At 75.8% G+C, this 14,778-nt stretch carries 18 protein-coding genes; 9 read left to right on the top strand and 9 right to left on the bottom strand.

What is annotated here, in order from left to right; all coding sequences use genetic code 11:
* Window positions 1–6 precede the first annotated feature (6 nt).
* Window positions 7–1,203, bottom strand: a complete 1,197-nt coding sequence (locus RTG05_RS05880; protein ID WP_166527865.1) for a CehA/McbA family metallohydrolase — start codon at window positions 1,201–1,203, stop codon at window positions 7–9.
* 81 nt (window positions 1,204–1,284) lie between these two features.
* Complete coding sequence (locus RTG05_RS05875; protein ID WP_166527864.1) at window positions 1,285–1,692, bottom strand: four-helix bundle copper-binding protein; 408 nt, start codon at window positions 1,690–1,692, stop codon at window positions 1,285–1,287.
* A gap of 121 nt (window positions 1,693–1,813) precedes the next feature.
* On the opposite strand from RTG05_RS05875, the gene RTG05_RS05870 reads away from it, so the two are divergent.
* Window positions 1,814–2,206 (top strand): ArsR/SmtB family transcription factor, encoded by a 393-nt coding sequence (locus RTG05_RS05870; protein ID WP_166527863.1) that lies wholly within the window; start codon window positions 1,814–1,816, stop codon window positions 2,204–2,206.
* On the opposite strand, the gene RTG05_RS05865 is transcribed toward RTG05_RS05870, so the two are convergent.
* The 4 genes from RTG05_RS05865 to idi all read right to left on the bottom strand — a co-directional run bounded on the left by RTG05_RS05865 (window position 2,180) and on the right by idi (window position 4,878).
* Window positions 2,180–2,545 carry a hypothetical protein gene (locus RTG05_RS05865; protein ID WP_166527862.1) on the bottom strand — a complete coding sequence of 122 codons (366 nt, stop codon included), beginning with the start codon at window positions 2,543–2,545 and terminating at the stop codon, window positions 2,180–2,182. The genes RTG05_RS05870 and RTG05_RS05865 overlap by 27 nt on opposite strands.
* Window positions 2,546–2,558: 13 nt before the next feature.
* A complete protein-coding gene (locus RTG05_RS05860) occupies window positions 2,559–3,335 on the bottom strand; it encodes an SDR family NAD(P)-dependent oxidoreductase (RefSeq protein ID WP_166527861.1) in 777 nt (258 codons plus the stop codon).
* A gap of 74 nt (window positions 3,336–3,409) precedes the next feature.
* Window positions 3,410–4,228: a polysaccharide deacetylase family protein gene (locus RTG05_RS05855; protein ID WP_166527860.1), complete on the bottom strand. Its 819-nt coding sequence runs from the start codon at window positions 4,226–4,228 to the stop codon at window positions 3,410–3,412.
* Window positions 4,229–4,332: 104 nt separating this feature from the next.
* Entirely contained in the window at window positions 4,333–4,878 is a 546-nt protein-coding gene (gene idi / locus RTG05_RS05850; protein WP_208104813.1) for an isopentenyl-diphosphate Delta-isomerase, read from the bottom strand.
* Between the two features lie 100 nt (window positions 4,879–4,978).
* Here idi and RTG05_RS05845 point away from each other — a divergent pair, with 100 nt between their 5' ends.
* Window positions 4,979–5,812, top strand: coding sequence for an alpha/beta fold hydrolase (locus tag RTG05_RS05845; protein WP_166527859.1), 834 nt, complete (start codon window positions 4,979–4,981; stop codon window positions 5,810–5,812).
* Window positions 5,813–5,822: 10 nt separating this feature from the next.
* Here the strand turns inward: RTG05_RS05845 and RTG05_RS05840 are convergent, their stop codons facing one another.
* Window positions 5,823–6,320: a MarR family winged helix-turn-helix transcriptional regulator gene (locus tag RTG05_RS05840; RefSeq protein ID WP_166527858.1), complete on the bottom strand. Its 498-nt coding sequence runs from the start codon at window positions 6,318–6,320 to the stop codon at window positions 5,823–5,825.
* A gap of 67 nt (window positions 6,321–6,387) precedes the next feature.
* Here RTG05_RS05840 and RTG05_RS05835 point away from each other — a divergent pair, with 67 nt between their 5' ends.
* Window positions 6,388–7,935, top strand: a complete 1,548-nt coding sequence (locus RTG05_RS05835; RefSeq protein WP_166527857.1) for an MFS transporter — start codon at window positions 6,388–6,390, stop codon at window positions 7,933–7,935.
* Window positions 7,932–8,780, top strand: a complete 849-nt coding sequence (locus RTG05_RS05830; protein ID WP_166527856.1) for an alpha/beta fold hydrolase — start codon at window positions 7,932–7,934, stop codon at window positions 8,778–8,780. The genes RTG05_RS05835 and RTG05_RS05830 overlap by 4 nt, the downstream gene beginning before the upstream one ends.
* A 2-nt stretch (window positions 8,781–8,782) precedes the next feature.
* Here RTG05_RS05830 and RTG05_RS05825 read toward each other — a convergent pair whose 3' ends face one another.
* Both RTG05_RS05825 and paaK read right to left on the bottom strand, forming a co-directional pair.
* Complete coding sequence (locus tag RTG05_RS05825) at window positions 8,783–9,379, bottom strand: TetR/AcrR family transcriptional regulator (protein WP_166527855.1); 597 nt, start codon at window positions 9,377–9,379, stop codon at window positions 8,783–8,785.
* On the bottom strand, window positions 9,376–10,707 hold the full coding sequence (gene paaK / locus RTG05_RS05820) for a phenylacetate--CoA ligase PaaK (protein WP_166527854.1): 1,332 nt from the start codon (window positions 10,705–10,707) through the stop codon (window positions 9,376–9,378). Before paaK ends, RTG05_RS05825 begins: the two co-directional genes overlap by 4 nt.
* Before the next feature lie 100 nt (window positions 10,708–10,807).
* Here paaK and paaA point away from each other — a divergent pair, with 100 nt between their 5' ends.
* From paaA to paaE, 5 genes are all read left to right on the top strand, one after another.
* On the top strand, window positions 10,808–11,761 hold the full coding sequence (paaA, locus tag RTG05_RS05815) for a 1,2-phenylacetyl-CoA epoxidase subunit PaaA (protein WP_166527853.1): 954 nt from the start codon (window positions 10,808–10,810) through the stop codon (window positions 11,759–11,761).
* Window positions 11,762–11,841: 80 nt separating this feature from the next.
* Complete coding sequence (gene paaB / locus RTG05_RS05810; protein WP_208105017.1) at window positions 11,842–12,126, top strand: 1,2-phenylacetyl-CoA epoxidase subunit PaaB; 285 nt, start codon at window positions 11,842–11,844, stop codon at window positions 12,124–12,126.
* A gap of 84 nt (window positions 12,127–12,210) precedes the next feature.
* Window positions 12,211–13,122: a 1,2-phenylacetyl-CoA epoxidase subunit PaaC gene (gene paaC, locus RTG05_RS05805; protein ID WP_166527851.1), complete on the top strand. Its 912-nt coding sequence runs from the start codon at window positions 12,211–12,213 to the stop codon at window positions 13,120–13,122.
* Window positions 13,119–13,646, top strand: a complete 528-nt coding sequence (gene paaD, locus RTG05_RS05800; protein ID WP_315912363.1) for a 1,2-phenylacetyl-CoA epoxidase subunit PaaD — start codon at window positions 13,119–13,121, stop codon at window positions 13,644–13,646. The genes paaC and paaD overlap by 4 nt, the downstream gene beginning before the upstream one ends.
* Window positions 13,647–14,723: a 1,2-phenylacetyl-CoA epoxidase subunit PaaE gene (gene paaE, locus RTG05_RS05795; protein WP_166527850.1), complete on the top strand. Its 1,077-nt coding sequence runs from the start codon at window positions 13,647–13,649 to the stop codon at window positions 14,721–14,723. It abuts the gene before it with no gap.
* Window positions 14,724–14,778: the final 55 nt, after the last annotated feature.

Below are 14,778 nucleotides of genomic sequence, written 5' to 3'. Positions count from 1 at the left end.
GTGCGGTCAGCCGGCCTCCAGCCACCAGGGGCTGGCGTAGGCAACGGCCGAGCCCCACGGCACCCACGGGCCGGTGGCGCGGGAGTCCGCCGGCTCGGCGGGGTCGCTGACCCGCAGGACCAGCCAGGGCGTCCGCGCCGGGTCCACCTCCACCTCGACGGCCGGCAGGGGGTCGTCCGGGCCCGGGACGGCGAACTCCCCGGCCGCGACCACCGCGGGCATCCGCTCCCCCGACGTCAGCAGCTGCAGGCTCAGCGGGCGGCCGCGCCAGGGCTCCCCGCGGTCGACGTCGACCTCGACGCGGACCCGCGCGGGCCCGGGGAGCCGGACCGCGCCGCCCATCGGGTGCCCGTCGAGGGTCGCGTCCAGCCGCAGGCCCCTCAGGCGGGTGGCGAAGACCTGCCGGTCGGCCAGCGCCGTCCGGACCGCCGCCCGGCTGAGCCCGGTCACGTACAGGCCGGTGCGGCCCTTGCCGTCCGGCAGGCCCCAGTCGGTCCCGTGCTCGTCGCTGACCCCGATCAGCCCGGGTCGCCAGCCCTGGTCCAGGCAGCGCACGAGCGGGGAGGGGTCACCGCCCTCGACGCCCTCGTACAGGTAGTCCAAGCGCTTGTTGAACACCTCGAGCCCGGCCATCTGGCCCACCACGGCCGGGTGCAGCTCGAAGCCCGCGAAGACCAGCAGGTTCCCGCGGCCGCCGGGGTGGTTGAAGCTCGCCAGCCCCCGGCCGGCGGCGCCGTCCCCGGTCCGCGCCAGCCAGTCGTAGAACCGGGAGAGGTCGGTGTCGAAGGTGCGGAACGGGTCGACGAAGGTCTCGGTGCCCCAGACGTTGACGTGGCCGAGCAGCGGGTGGGACCACTCGAAGCCGCGGATCGCGACGAACCGGCCGGGGTCGTCGGCCGCGTCGGCCAGCCGCCCGAGCCGGGCCCACGCCTCCCGGTCGATGCCGCTGAGCCGGGTCACCCACGGCAGGTCCCAGACGTCGTCGACGCCGGCGGCGAAGACCGCGTGGTCGGTGAGGGCGGCCACGTCCAGGCCGGCACGGCGCATCGAGCTGAAGGCCAGCTCCGGGTCACCGGCGCCGTCGGACAGCCAGGTGTGGTTGTGCAGGTCCGCGTGCGCCAGCAGGTGGGTGGCGGGCCGCAGCCGGGACACCCGGCTCGTCCCGTACGCGTCGAGCGGGCGCCCCAGCGCAGGCCCGGTCACCCGGCGACCCTACGAGCGGCGGGCGGGCGCCGCCCGCCGGGAGCCGGCACGGGCCCGGCCGGCCCGGGCCCGTGCACCGGCTCAGCCGAGGGAGGCGATCAGCTCCCGGCAGGCGGTCTCGCAGCGCCGGCAGGCCTCGGCGCAGATCCGGCAGTGCTCGTGCATGCCGGCGTGCTGCTCGCACTCGTCACCGCACGCCCTGCACGCCGCGGCGCAGGCCTCCAGGACGGCGCGGGTGAGGGTGGCGTCGTAGCCGGTGTGCCGGGACAGCACCCGCCCGGTGGCCTCGCAGACGTCGGCGCAGTCCAGGTCGGTGCGGATGCACTTCCCCAGCTCCGCGACCATCTCCTCGCTGAGGCAGGCGTCGGCGCAGGCGGTGCACGCCTGGGCGCACTCGAGGCAGGCCTCGATGCACTCGACGAGCCTCTGCTCGTCGATCCCGCCGAGGTCGGCCGGGTAGGCGTCGAGCATTTGGCTGGCAACGGTCACGGTGGCGTCCTCCCGTCTGTCCCCCGTCGTCATGGGGGAGGCTCTCCTCGGCGGTCACCCGACCGCCGGGCAGGGCGACACCCGGACGGGCGTACGGACAACGAGGGCACGGCGACACGCGATGAGCAATGACCGACCGCAGCCGCACCAGCACCCGGTCGACCCCGAGCGGGTGGCCCGCGCCCGCGAGCGGCTCCCCAGCCGGGACGACGCCGCCGCGCTGGCGAGCATCCTGACGCTCATCTCCGACCCGACGAGGTCCCGGGTGCTCTACGCCCTGGACGTCGCCGAGGAGCTGTGCGTCGGCGACCTCACCCTCGCCCTGGAGGTCAACGAGGACGCGGTGGGCTACGCGCTGCGGGTGCTGCGCACCGCCGGGCTGGTCGCCAACCGGCGCGAGGGCCGGGTCGTCTACTACCGGCTGGCCCCGGACTTCCCCGAGCCGCTGCTCGAGCACTGCCTGTGGCGGCTGGTGGCCCTCACCCGGTCACCGGCCGCCGACGACGCCCCGTGAGGGTCGACCCCCGCCCGGCGGCGGGCTGAACGGGACGCTGAGCCCGTCCCCCTGGTCGCCGCCCTCGGCGGGCAGCGGCGTCTCGTCCTCCGCCGCGCTCACCACGGCGTCGTCGGCGACCGCACCGTCGGGGACGGCATCGTCGGGGACGGCATCGTCGGGGACGGCGGCGTCGGCGACCCGGCCCGCGTCACCGGCCGGGGCGCCGTGGGTGAGCTCCTCGAGCACCCGCCGCTCGTCGGCGGTCAGCTCCCCGGAGCCCAGGTGCTCGCCGGGCCCACCGGCGTCGGACCCGCTGGCCATGCCGCTGTCGAGGGCGCTCTCGTCCGGGGCGGTCATCCGTCGGCTCCTCTCAGCGCGGGAAGTTCGGTTCCAGGCGCGGCACGATCTGCATCTCCGGCACGAACGCCGCTGGGTGCAGGGTGACCAGGTGGCGCACCAGGTCCGCCACGGCCGACGGCGGCATCATCAGGTGGGCCGGGATGCCCCACTGCTCCATCATCGGGGTGTCCATGGCCGCCGGGATGACCGCCTGCACGCGGCACGGGAAGGGTCGCTCGGTGCCGTCGTCGGCCGTCACCGCCTTCTCCCGCAGCTCCCGCTGGATGCAGCGGGTGGCGTTGAGGAAGCCGGCCTTGGAGCCGTTGTAGGCGATCGCGCCGCTGCCCGAGGTGATCGCCGACAGCGAGACGACGTGCACGACGTCCGCGGTGCGGCCCTCCGGCAGGTGCTGCACCCGCTTGAGGAACTCGCTGGTCAGGAAGATAGGCCCCTCGCAGTTGACCGCCTGCACCCGCTGGTAGTCGGCCAGGTCGATGTCGGTGGCGTAGCCGGGCCGGTCGATGCCCGCGACGTTGGCCAGGACGTCGAAGGCGTCCCCGTGGGCGTCGAACAGCTGCTGCACGACCGCGCGGCGGCTGGCGTCGTCGGTCACGTCCAGCGCGACGACCTCCGCCGACCCGCCGGCCTCGGCCACCAGCTCGGCCGTGCCCTTGGCGCCGCCCTCGTCGATGTCGGCGATCACCACGTGCGCGCCGGCCTCGGCCAGGGCCACGGCGGTCGCCCGGCCCAGTCCGCTCGCCGCGCCCGTGACCAGCGCCACCCGCCCCTGCATCGCCCTGTCGGCCATCCGCTCCTCGATCCGTCGTCCGCGTGTCGCCGACCAGCCTCACCGATGCGCCCGCTCGTCGCAGGTCGGGCCGATCACCCGGCGGCAGCGGTTCCCGACGCCGACCGCACGCCGCCGAGCCCCGGGCCCCACACGTCGGCGAGGGTGACCGTGCGCAGCCCGCGCTCGGCGACGAGCTCCACGAGCCGGTCGTAGACGGTCGTGACCGTCGGTTGGTTGGCGTGCCCGACGACCACGGCCTGCGGGGTGAACCACCGGCGGGCGGCGGCGACGAGCTCGCCGGGGGTCAGCAGCCGGTTGTCCTCCAGCGTGCCGTTCCACATGACGATCGTGGGGTGCCCGAGCTCGGCGCTGATCCGGTCCACCCGCTCGTCGTGCGCGCCGAACGGCGGCCGGAGGAACGGCGTCGTCACGCCGAAGGTCCGCTCGATCCAGTCGCGGTTGCGGCCGATCTCCTCGGCGACCCCGCCGTCGGACAGCGTGGTCAGGTCCAGGTGGGACCAGGTGTGGTTGCCCAGGGCGACCTGGCCGGAGTCCACCAGCGGCTGCAGCCGGTCGGCGTTGTCCTCCCAGGCGGCGTAGCGGCCGTTGGGGAAGAAGGTGAGCCGTACGCCGGTGTCCTCGGCGAAGCGGCACAGCGAGCCGACCACCGCGGAGCTGGTGCCGTCGTCGATGGTCAGCGCCAGGGAGCTGCCCTCGCCGGGCAGCCGGTCGACGACGCCGGCGGGCGCGGGCGGCACGCCCGGTCCCGCTGCCGGTGCGACCGGCGGCGGAGCGGCGGCCGCGGGGCCGACCGGCGCCCGGGCCGGGTCGACCAGCCCGGCCGTGCCGCGGCCGACGGCCGTGCCGGCCAGCCCCGCGGCGAGCAGGACGAGGAAGCGGCGGCGCTCCATGCGGCGGAGGCTAGGCAGCGTCCTCGGCGGGTCCCGCCCAGCGACACGAGCGGCCCCGACGGCCGGGACCGGCCGTGCCCGGGCCGTCACCGGCCGTGTCGGGATCAGCCGGCGGGGACCAGGCCCGCCTGCTCGATCAGGCGGGCCTGCTCGCGGCACCACGGCGACCACGCCTCGGCGTCCTGGGTCTCCTGCCGCTCCCGGAAGGTCGGCCAGTCCAGCAGCTCCCACTCGCCCACCTCGCCGGGGTCCGGCGCCGGCGTGCCGGAGAAGCGGCCCAGGTACACCGGGCACACCTCGTTCTCCACGACGCCGCGGAACTCCGCGCGGTACCGGTAGCCGGGCAGCGCCGGCCGCAGCTCGTCCACCTGCAGGCCCAGCTCGTAGGCGGCGCGCCGGGCGATGGCGGCGGCGTCGTCCTCCCCGGGACCGGGGTGGCCGCACACGGTGTTGGTCCACATGCCGGGGAAGGTCTGCTTGCCCGCGGCGCGGCGGGTGACCAGCAGGCGGCCGTCGTCGTCGAACAGGTAGGCGGAGAAGGCCCTGTGCAGCGGCGTCTCGCCGTGGTGCACCAGCGGCTTGGGCATGGTGCCGATCGCCGTCCCGTCGTCGTCGACCAGGACGATGAGCTCCTCCGAGGTGGCCGTCACCGCCACATCGTCGCCCACCGGGCTCCACCGCGGTCACCTGCCGTCTCCCGGCGCCCCCTGCGAGGCGTGAGCGGTACCGCGTGCGGGCACCGTCACCGGCGTGGACCGCTTCACGCGCGACGGCCTGGTCTTCGACGTCCGGGACGGCGGTCCGCCCGACGGCGAGCCGGTGGTGCTGCTGCACGGCTTCCCGCAGGACTCCACCGCCTGGGACGGCGTCTCCCCCGGCCTGCACGCCGCGGGCCTGCGCACCCTGGCCCCCGACCAGCGCGGCTACTCCCCCGGCGCGCGCCCGCCCGGCCGGTCGGCCTACCGGGTGCGGGCGGCGGTGGACGACGTCCGCGCGCTGCTGGACGCCGCGGGGGTGGCCGGCGCGCACGTCGTCGGGCACGACTGGGGCGGCCTGGTGGCCTGGGCGCTGGCCGCCTGGCACCCCGACCGGGTGCGCACGCTGACCGTGCTGTCCGTGCCGCACCCCGGCGCCTTCGCCCGCGCCCTGTTCACCAGCCCGCAGGCGCTGCAGTCCTGGTACATGGCGGCCTTCCAGCTGCCCGTGCTGCCCGAGCGGCTGCTGCTGGCCCGTGGCGGGCTGCTGCTGCACGGCACGCTGGTGCGCAGCGGGCTGCCCGCGGAGCACGCCGACCGCTACGTCGCCCGGCTGCGCGAGCCCGGCGCACTGTCGGCCGCGCTGGCCTGGTACCGGGCACTCCCCTGGGACGCCGGCGACCCGGTGGGCCGGGTGCGAGTGCCCACGCTGCACGTGTGGAGCACCCGGGACGTCGCCCTGCACCGCGCCGGCATCGAGGCGTCGGGTTCCTTCGTCCGGGCGCCCTACACGCTCGAGGTCCTCGAGGGCCTGCCGCACTGGATCCCCGAGCGGGCGCCGGAGCGCACCGCCGACCTCGTCGCCGGGCACGTGCGCGACACCCGCTGACCCGCCACGCTCAGTCGTCCCCGGACCGGCGGCCGTAGCGGCGCAGGCTGGCCTCCGCGGCCCGCAGGTACCGGCCGATGACCTGCTGCTCGTCGGCGGTGAAGCCCTCGGCGGCCGCGTCCAGGTCGGCCAGCAGCGGCCCCAGCGCCGCCAGCACCCGCCCGACCGTCTCCTCGGTCGGCTGCAGCCGCACCCGCCGCCGGTCGGTCGGGTGGCGTTCCCGGCGCAGGTGCCCGGCGTGCTCCAGCCGGTCGACCAGCTCGGTGCCGGACCCGGTGGAGATGCCCAGCCGCGCGCTCACCTCGACCGGCCCCAGGGGTTCCCCGCCGGACATCACGTGGTTCATCGCCGCGTAGTCCAGTGGCCGCAGCCCCAGCCGGGCGGCCAGCTCCCGGTCGACGTCGCCGCTGGCCCGGACGACGGCGCGCAGGGCCCAGGACAGCTCCTCGGCGGCCATCCGCCCCCGCTCGACCTGCTCGACGTCGTCCCCTTGCGGTCGCTCGGTCACGGAGGCATCCTAGCTCATACGTACCTCCGTATCCGAACTACTCCGCTCCCGAGTGAGAGGACCGACCGTGTCCGGGACGACGTCCGGCACACGCGCACCGTCGCTGCGTGCCCTGCTCCTCCTGCTGTGCACCGCACTGGCCCTCGTCGTCGCCGGGAACTCGGCGCTGGCGATCGCCCTGCCCGAGGTCGCCCGCGACCTCACGGCGACCCAGACCGAGCTCACCTGGGTCATCGACGCCTACGCCCTGACCTTCGCCGCGCTGCTCCTGCCGGCCGGCATCGCCGCCGACCGGGTGGGCCGGCGCACCCTGCTGGTCGGCGGGCTGCTGCTGTTCGGCGCAGCCGGGATCGCCTCCGCCTGGGCCGCGGACCCCGGCCAGCTCGTCGCGCTGCGCGCCGCGGCCGGCGTGGGGGCCGCCGCGGTGTTCCCCGTCACGCTGTCCGCGCTGGTCGACGCCTACCCGCCCGAGCGGCGCGGGTTCGCCGTCGCGGTGTGGTCGGCGGTGTCCGCGGCCGGGGCCGTCGGCGGCTCGCTGCTCGGCGGGGCGCTGCTGGAGGTCGCCTGGTGGGGCAGCCTGCAGCTGGCCTCCGGCGTGGCCGCGCTGCTGCTCGTCCCGGGTGCCGCGGTGCTGGTGGCCGAGCACCGGGACCGCTCGCTGTCGCTGGACCCGCTGGGCGCCGCGCTGTCCGCCGCCGGCCTGGCCGCCGTGGTGTTCGCCGTCATCGAGGCCCCGCGGCGCGGGTGGACGGATCCGCTGACGCTGGCCACCGTCGCCCTCGGTGCGGTGACCCTGGCCGGCTTCGTCGTCCACGAGCTGCGCACCCCCGCCCCGGCGCTGGACGTGCGGCTGTTCCGCGACCGCGGGCTGAGCGCCGGCTCACTGCTGGTCAGCGCCCAGTTCTTCGCCTCGCTCGGGCTGTTCGTACTGGCCCCGCAGTACCTGCAGCTGGTCCGCGAGCAGACCCCGCTGCAGGCCGCCGCCGCGCTGCTGGTCATCCCGGTCGGGGTGGGTGCGGCCAGCGCGCTGACCCCGCTGGCCCTCGAGCGGATCGGGCCGCGGTGGCCCGGCGCCGGCGGGCTGGCGGGGATGGCCGCGGGCTTCGCCGTCCTGGCCGGCACGGTGGACGACGGGTCGCTGGGTTGGCTGGCCGCAGGCCTGCTCGTCTTCGGTGTCGGCTTCGGCCTGGCCGTCACGCCGGGCACGGTGCCGATCATCGACGGGCTGCCGCCGCAGCGGCGCTCGGTGGCCAGCGCGGTCAATGACGTCACCCGCGAGGTGGGCGGCGTCCTCGGCATCGCCGTGCTGTCCAGCGTGCTGCTGGGCGCGTACCGCACCGAGGTGGCGCCCGCACTGGACGGCGTGCCGCCGGAGGCTGCGGCGGCCGCCCGGGAGGGTGCCAGCACCGCGGTCGGCGCCGCGGGCGGCCTCGGCCCCGACGGTGCCGCCCTGGCCGAGGCCGCCCGGGCCGCGTTCGCCGGCGGGCTGGGCACCGCCCTAGGCGTGGGGGCCGCCGTCCTCGGCGTGGCCGCGGTGGTCATCGCCGCCCTCGCCCCCGCCGGGCGGCGGACGCCGTCGGACGCCGACCCCGAGCCGGTGGAGGCCGGGCGGTGACCGGCTACGAGCGGCTGGACACCCCGCGCGGGGTGTTCGGGGTGCGCCGCGCGGGCGACTCCGGCCCCGTGGTGCTGTGCCTGCACGGGTTCCCCGACGACGCCACGACCTACGACGGCCTGGCCGCCGCCCTGGCCGGCGCGGGGTACCGGGTGGCCGCGGTGAACCTGCGCGGCTACGCGCCCTCGACGCTGGAGGGCCCGCTGGACCTCGACACCCTGGTCGACGACGTGCACTGCCTGGCCGACACGCTGTCCCCCGGTGCCCCGGTGCACCTGGTCGGGCACGACTACGGCGCCCAGCTGGCCTACCCCGCGATGGCCCGCCGGCCGGGCCGGTTCGCCTCGGCGGTGCTGTTCGCCGGGGCGCACCCGGCGTACGTGCAGCGCAACGCCCGGCGCAGCCCGCGCCAGCTGTGGGCCAGCCGGTACATCGTGTTCTTCCAGCTGGGCCGGCTCGCCGACCGTCGGGTGGCCCGGGACGACTGCGCGTACGTGGAGCGGCTGTGGCGGCGCTGGGCGCCGGGGTTCGACCCGCCCGCGGAGCACCTGGCGCACGTGCGGCGGACGCTGGCCGCGAGCATGCCGGCGCCGGTGGCGATGTACCGCGCCGGCGGCTTCGCCGTCCCCGCCGAGACCGTGCCGGTGCCCACGCTGTACGTGTGCGGGGCCGACGACGGCTGCGCGCTGCCCTTCCTCGCCGAGGGCCAGGAGGAGCTCTTCACCGCCGGCTACCGCGCCGAGACCTGGCCGGGCACCGGGCACTTCCCGCACCTGGAGCAGCCCGAGCGGGCCGCGGCGGCCGTGCTGGGCTGGTTCGGCGGCCACTCACCCGCCGGCCGCTGAGTTCAGCGCGTGCGCAGGCCGCCGAACGTGGTGGCCACCAGCGCATCGGCCAGCTCGGCGGCGGACAGGTCGCCGTCCGGGCGGTACCACTCGACGAGGGAGTTGACGGTGCCGAACAGCAGCCGGCTGGTGACCGCGGGGTCGACGTCGGGCCGGACGTCGCCCTCCTCCTCCGCGGCGCGCACCAGGTCGGTGACGACCCGGTCGAAGGCCCGCCGGCGCTGCAGCGCGGCCCGCTCGACGTCGGAGTTGCCGCGCACCCGCAGCAGCAGGGTGACGAAGGGCAGCTCGGCGGCCAGCACCCGCACCGACCCTCGGACGACGTGCTCGAGCCGGTCGATCGCCCGTCCCGTGGTCGCACCCGGCTCGTCGGTGACGGCGAACAGCGCGTCCAGCGCCCGGTCCAGCGCCAGCCGCAACAGCTCGACCTTGCTGGGCACGTGGTGGTAGATCGCCGCCTTGGTCACGCCCAGGCGGGCGGCCAGGTCGGCGGTGCTCGTGGCGTCGTAGCCGCGCTCGATGAACACCGCGACCGCCGTCTCCAGCAGCGAGTCCAGCGAGTGCCCCGGGCGCCCGCGCCGGGCCGGCGCCGCGGTCACCCGCGGTCCCGGTGGTCGTACACGCGCTTGAGCTTGCCCATCGAGCGGGCCAGCGTCTCCGGGTCCACCACGACCACCTCGACGGTGGTGCCGACGGTGTCCTTGACGCCCCTGGCCACCTCGGTGGCGGCCGGCCCACGACGCTCGGGCGGGCAGTCCGGGCGCGCCTCGACGCGCACCGTCAGGTGGTCCAGCCGGCCGCGGGTGGTCAGCTCCAGCGCGAAGTGCGGCGAGAGGCCCGGCGTGCGCAGCACGACCTCCTCGACCTGCGTCGGGAACAGGTTCACCCCGCGCAGGATGATCATGTCGTCGGTGCGGCCGGTGACCTTCTCCATCCGCCGCATGCCCGGCCGGGCGGTGCCCGGCAGCAGCCGGGTCAGGTCGCGGGTGCGGTACCGGACGACGGGCATCGCCTCCTTGGTCAGCGAGGTGAACACCAGCTCGCCGACCTCCCCGTCGGGCAGCACCTGCCCGGTCAGCGGGTCGACGACCTCGGGATAGAAGTGGTCCTCCCAGACGTGCAGGCCGTCCTTGACCTCGACGCACTCCTGGGCGACGCCCGGGCCCATCACCTCCGACAGGCCGTAGACGTCCACGGCGTCGACGTCCAGCCGCTGCTCGATCTCGGCGCGCATCTGCTCGGTCCACGGCTCGGCGCCGAAGACGCCGACCTCCAGCGAGCTGGCGCGCGGGTCCAGGCCCTGCGCCTCGAACTCGTCGATCAGCGCCAGGGCGTAGGACGGCGTGACCGTGATGACCCGCGGCCGGAAGTCGGTGATCAGCTGCACCTGCCGCGGGGTCATGCCACCGGAGACCGGGACGACGGTGCAGCCCAGCCGCTCCGCGCCGGAGTGGGCGCCCAGGCCGCCGGTGAACAGGCCGTAGCCGTAGGCGTTGTGCAGCACGTCGCCGGGGCGGGCGCCCGCGGCGCGGAGGGAGCGGGCCATGACCGCGGCCCAGGTGTCGAGGTCGCGCTCGGTGTACCCGACGACGGTGGGGCGCCCGGTGGTGCCGGAGGACGCGTGCACCCGCCGGACCTGCTCGCGCGGGACGGCGAACATGCCGAACGGGTAGGTGTCGCGCAGGTCGGCCTTGCTGGTGGTGGGGAAGCGCGCGAGGTCGGCGAGCTCCCGGCAGTCCTCGGGGTGCACGCCGGCCGCGTCGAACGCGCGCCGGTGGTGCGGGACGTGGTCGTAGGCGTGCCGCAGGGTCCAGCGCAGCCGGTCCAGCTGCAGGGCGCGCAGCTCCTCGACACCCATCCGCTCCTCCGGGTCGAGGGTGTCGGGGTCCGGCGCGGGGCCCACCCGCCGGTCCGCGGTCGTCGTCATGGCCGGCCGTCCCTCCGTCGTCCCCGGGCGCTTGTGCCCCGGCGTCCCGTGGGCGACACTATTCCTGACCGCTCGTTCAGTAAACCCGTGAGGAGGGGCCGTGTCCGCGCCCGCGCTGGAACAGTCGCTGGACGAGGCGACCCTGCAGGAGCAGTTCGACGCCACGATCGCCGCCGGGCACCGCATCGAGCCCCGCGACTGGATGCCCGAGGGCTACCGCAGGACGCTGGTCCGCCAGATCGCCCAGCACGCCCACTCGGAGATCATCGGCATGCAGCCCGAGGGCGACTGGCTGCTGGCCGCGCCCAGCCTGCGGCGCAAGGCCATCCTGCTGGCCAAGGTGCAGGACGAGGCCGGCCACGGGCTGTACCTGTACTCCGCGGCCGAGACCCTCGGCGCCGACCGGGCCGACCTGACCGACAAGCTCATCGAGCGCCGGCAGAAGTACAGCTCGATCTTCAACTACCCGACGCTCACCTACGCCGACGTCGGCGTCATCGGCTGGCTGGTCGACGGCGCGGCCATCTGCAACCAGGTGCCGCTGTGCCGCTCCTCCTACGGCCCCTACGCCCGCGCGATGATCCGCGTCTGCAAGGAGGAGTCCTTCCACCAGCGGCAGGGCTACGAGCTGCTGATGACGATGGTGCGCGGCACGCCCGAGCAGCGGGCGATGGTGCAGGACGCCGTCGACCGCTGGTGGTGGCCCTCGCTGATGATGTTCGGCCCGCCGGACGACGACAGCCCCAACTCCGCCCAGTCGATGGCGTGGGGCATCAAGCGGCACAGCAACGACGAGCTGCGCCAGCGCTTCGTCGACATGACCGTCCCGCAGGCCGCCGTCCTCGGCGTCACGCTGCCCGACCCGGAGCTGCGGCTGGACCCGGAGACCGGCCGGCACCGCTTCGGGGCCATCGACTGGACGGAGTTCAAGCGGGTGCTCGCCGGGGACGGCCCGTGCAACGACGAGCGGATCGCCCGCCGGCGCGCCGCCCGCGACGACAACGCCTGGGTCACCGAGGCGGCCACCGCCTACGCCGCGAAGCACTCGGCATGAGCAGCGACGTCACCGCCGAGGGCGGGCACGGCGCCGTCCCCACCGGGCCGCAGGTGCCGGTCGAGCCGCGCCCGGCGCAGGTGCGCCGGGACTGGCCGCTCTACGAGGTGTTCGTCCGCGGCAAGCGCGGGATCAACCACGTGCACGTCGGCTCGCTGCACGCCCCGGACGACGAGATGGCGGTGCACGCCGCCCGCGACCTCTACACCCGGCGCAACGAGGGCGTGAGCATCTGGGTGGTGCAGGCCGCCCACATCACCGCGTCCAGCCCCGACGAGAAGGACCCGATGTTCGCCCCCAGCGGCGACAAGGTCTACCGGCACCCGACGTTCTACGAGATCCCCGAGGACGTCCCGCACATGTGAAGGACCCCCTCCCTCCCCCGCACCTCGTACCTCGGCGCGGGGACCCCGGGGAGGGGGCCGTTCCAGCACGTCACCAGGAGAGGCATGGGGCACGAGGAGACGGTGTACGACGCGTTGGCCAACGGGCACGACGACGGGGGGCACTGGGCGTTCGGCAGCGGGTTCGACGAGCCGCTGGCCGGGGTCGACACCACCGTGCCCGACGGCGTCGACCCGGCCGACCTGGGCGCCTACTGCCTCATGCTCGGCGACGACGCCCTGGTGCTGGCCCAGCGACTCACCCAGTGGATGACCGCCGCCCCCGAGCTGGAGGAGGAGGTGGCCGTCGGCAACACCGCCCTGGACCTGCTCGGGCAGGCCCGGCTGCTGCTGGCCCGCGCCGGGACGGTCGGTGTGCTGGGCCGGTCCCGGTCGCGGGCCTCGGCGTCGATCCCCGACGAGGACGCGCTGGCCTACTTCCGCGACCCCGACGAGTTCCTCAGCACCGGCCTGGTCGAGGCGGACAACGGCGACTTCGGGCAGACGATGGTCCGGCTGCTGGTGGCCTCGACCGTGCGGCTGGCGGTCCTTGCCCGGCTGCGGACCTCCCGCGACCCGGTGCTGGCCGCGATCGCCGCCAAGGGCGTCCACGAGCTGACCTACCACCGCGACCACGCCGCGCGCTGGGTGCTGCGCCTCGGCGACGGCACGGCGGAGTCCCACCGGCGGGTGCAGCACGGCGCCGACCTGGTGTGGCCGCTGCTGGCCGACGTCTTCACCGCCACCGACGTCGAGCGCCGACTGGCCACGGTTGGGGTCGCCGTCGACCCGGCCGACGTCCGCGACGAGGTGCGCGACGTGCTCACGACCGTGCTGCAGCGCGCCATGCTGCGGGTGCCCGCCTGGCCCTCCGACGTCGCCCCGCGGGGCCGGGTCGGTGAGCACGGGCCGGAGCTGACCGGGCTGCTGGGCACCCTGCAGGGCCTGGCGCGGCAGCACCCGGCGGCGACCTGGTGACCCCCGGTCTCCGCCATTATCGCGATATTGGCGCCGAGGGGCCGCGGGCGGTCGCGGAGACCGTCACCGACCCCGAGCTGCCCGCGCTGACGCTGGCCGACCTGGGCGTGCTGCGCGAGGTGCGGGTGCACGAGGGCACCGTCGTGGTCGAGATCACCCCCACCTACAGCGGCTGCCCGGCCATGGGCGTGATGCGCGCGGACCTGCTGCACGCCCTGCACTCCGCCGGCTTCGACGACGTCGAGGTGCGCACCGTGCTGTCCCCGGCGTGGTCCACCGACTGGATCACCGCCGACGGCCGCCGCAAGCTCGCCGAGGCCGGCATCGCCCCGCCCGGCCGGGCTCCGGTCCGCCCGCCCGGGCCGGTGCCGCTGCAGCTGGGTCCCTCCCGTCGGACGGCGGCCTGCCCGCTGTGCGGCTCGGCCGACACCGAGGAGCTCAGCGAGTTCGGCGCGACCGCCTGCAAGGCGCTGCGCCGCTGCCGCAGCTGCCGGGAGCCCTTCGAGCACGTCAAGGAGATCTGAGTGAGCGCACCGGCCCGCCGCCGGCCGCAGTTCCACCGGCTGACCGTGGCGAGCGTCGAGCGACTCACCGACGACGCCGTCGCGGTCACCTTCGACGTCCCCGAGGAACTGGCCGGCGAGTACGCCTTCCGGCCCGGCCAGGCACTCACCCTCCGCCGGGTCCACGGCGACCGCGACGAACGGCGCTCCTACTCCATCTGCGCCCCGGTGGGCGCCCCGCCGCGGGTGGGCGTGCGCGAGGTGCCCGGCGGCTTCTTCTCCTCCTGGCTGGTGCACGAGGTGGCGGTCGGTGACCGGATCGAGGTGCTGCCGCCGTCGGGCACGTTCACCGCCGACCTGTCCACGCCGGCCGACCACGTGTTCGTCGTCGCCGGCTCCGGCATCACGCCGGCGCTGAGCCTGGCCGGCACGGTGCTCGGCGACGGCGCGTCGACCGTCACCGTCCTCTACGGCAACCGGCGCACCAGCACGGTCATGTTCGCCGACGAGCTGGCCGACCTGAAGGACCGCCACGGCCCCCGCCTGCAGCTGGTGCACGTCCTCTCCCGCGAGCCGCGCGACGCCGAGCTGACCAGCGGGCGCCTGGACGGCGAGCGGCTGCACACGCTGGTCACCCGGCTGGTCGACGTCGCGCACGTCGACCACTGGTGGCTGTGCGGCCCGCACGGGATGGTCGCCGACGCCCGCGAGCTGCTGGCCACCCTCGGGGTGCCGGCCGACCGGGTGCACCAGGAGCTGTTCTACGTCGACGACGTCCCGCCGGAGCCGGTGCGCGGCGACGAGGCGGCGGTCAGCGGACCCAGCAGCCAGGTCACCGTCGTCCTCGACGGCCGGGAGACCACCCTGGCCCTCCCCCGCGACGTGCCGGTGCTCGACTCCGCCCAGCGGGTCCGCGGCGACCTGCCCTTCGCCTGCAAGGGCGGGGTGTGCGGCACCTGCCGGGCGCGGGTCACCGCGGGTGAGGTGCGGATGCGGCGCAACTACGCGCTGGAGCCCGCGGAGGTGGCGGCCGGGTACGTGCTGACCTGCCAGTCGGTGCCGGTGACCGACGTCGTCACCGTCGACTTCGACGCCTGATCCCGGACGCGGCATGGCCGGCGGCCCTGGTGGGCACCGGTGTCCCGTCCGCACA

The organism is Geodermatophilus sp. DSM 44513 (assembly GCF_032460525.1).
Classification (GTDB): Bacteria; Actinomycetota; Actinomycetes; order Mycobacteriales; family Geodermatophilaceae; genus Geodermatophilus.
The sequence above is the reverse complement of the archived record's forward strand: the minus strand, read 5'-3'. Positions and strand labels throughout refer to the sequence as shown.

What these genes read in the sequence shown, in the direction of transcription:
- RTG05_RS05870 (WP_166527863.1), top strand. Translation starts at nt 1,814, where the DNA reads ATGAGCAATGACCGACCGCAGCCGCACCAGCACCCGGTCGACCCCGAG.
- RTG05_RS05865 (WP_166527862.1), bottom strand. Translation starts at nt 2,545, where the DNA reads ATGACCGCCCCGGACGAGAGCGCCCTCGACAGCGGCATGGCCAGCGGG.
- RTG05_RS05860 (WP_166527861.1), bottom strand. Translation starts at nt 3,335, where the DNA reads ATGGCCGACAGGGCGATGCAGGGGCGGGTGGCGCTGGTCACGGGCGCG.
- RTG05_RS05855 (WP_166527860.1), bottom strand. Translation starts at nt 4,228, where the DNA reads ATGGAGCGCCGCCGCTTCCTCGTCCTGCTCGCCGCGGGGCTGGCCGGC.
- paaK (WP_166527854.1), bottom strand. Translation starts at nt 10,707, where the DNA reads ATGACGACGACCGCGGACCGGCGGGTGGGCCCCGCGCCGGACCCCGAC.
- paaC (WP_166527851.1), top strand. Translation starts at nt 12,211, where the DNA reads ATGGGGCACGAGGAGACGGTGTACGACGCGTTGGCCAACGGGCACGAC.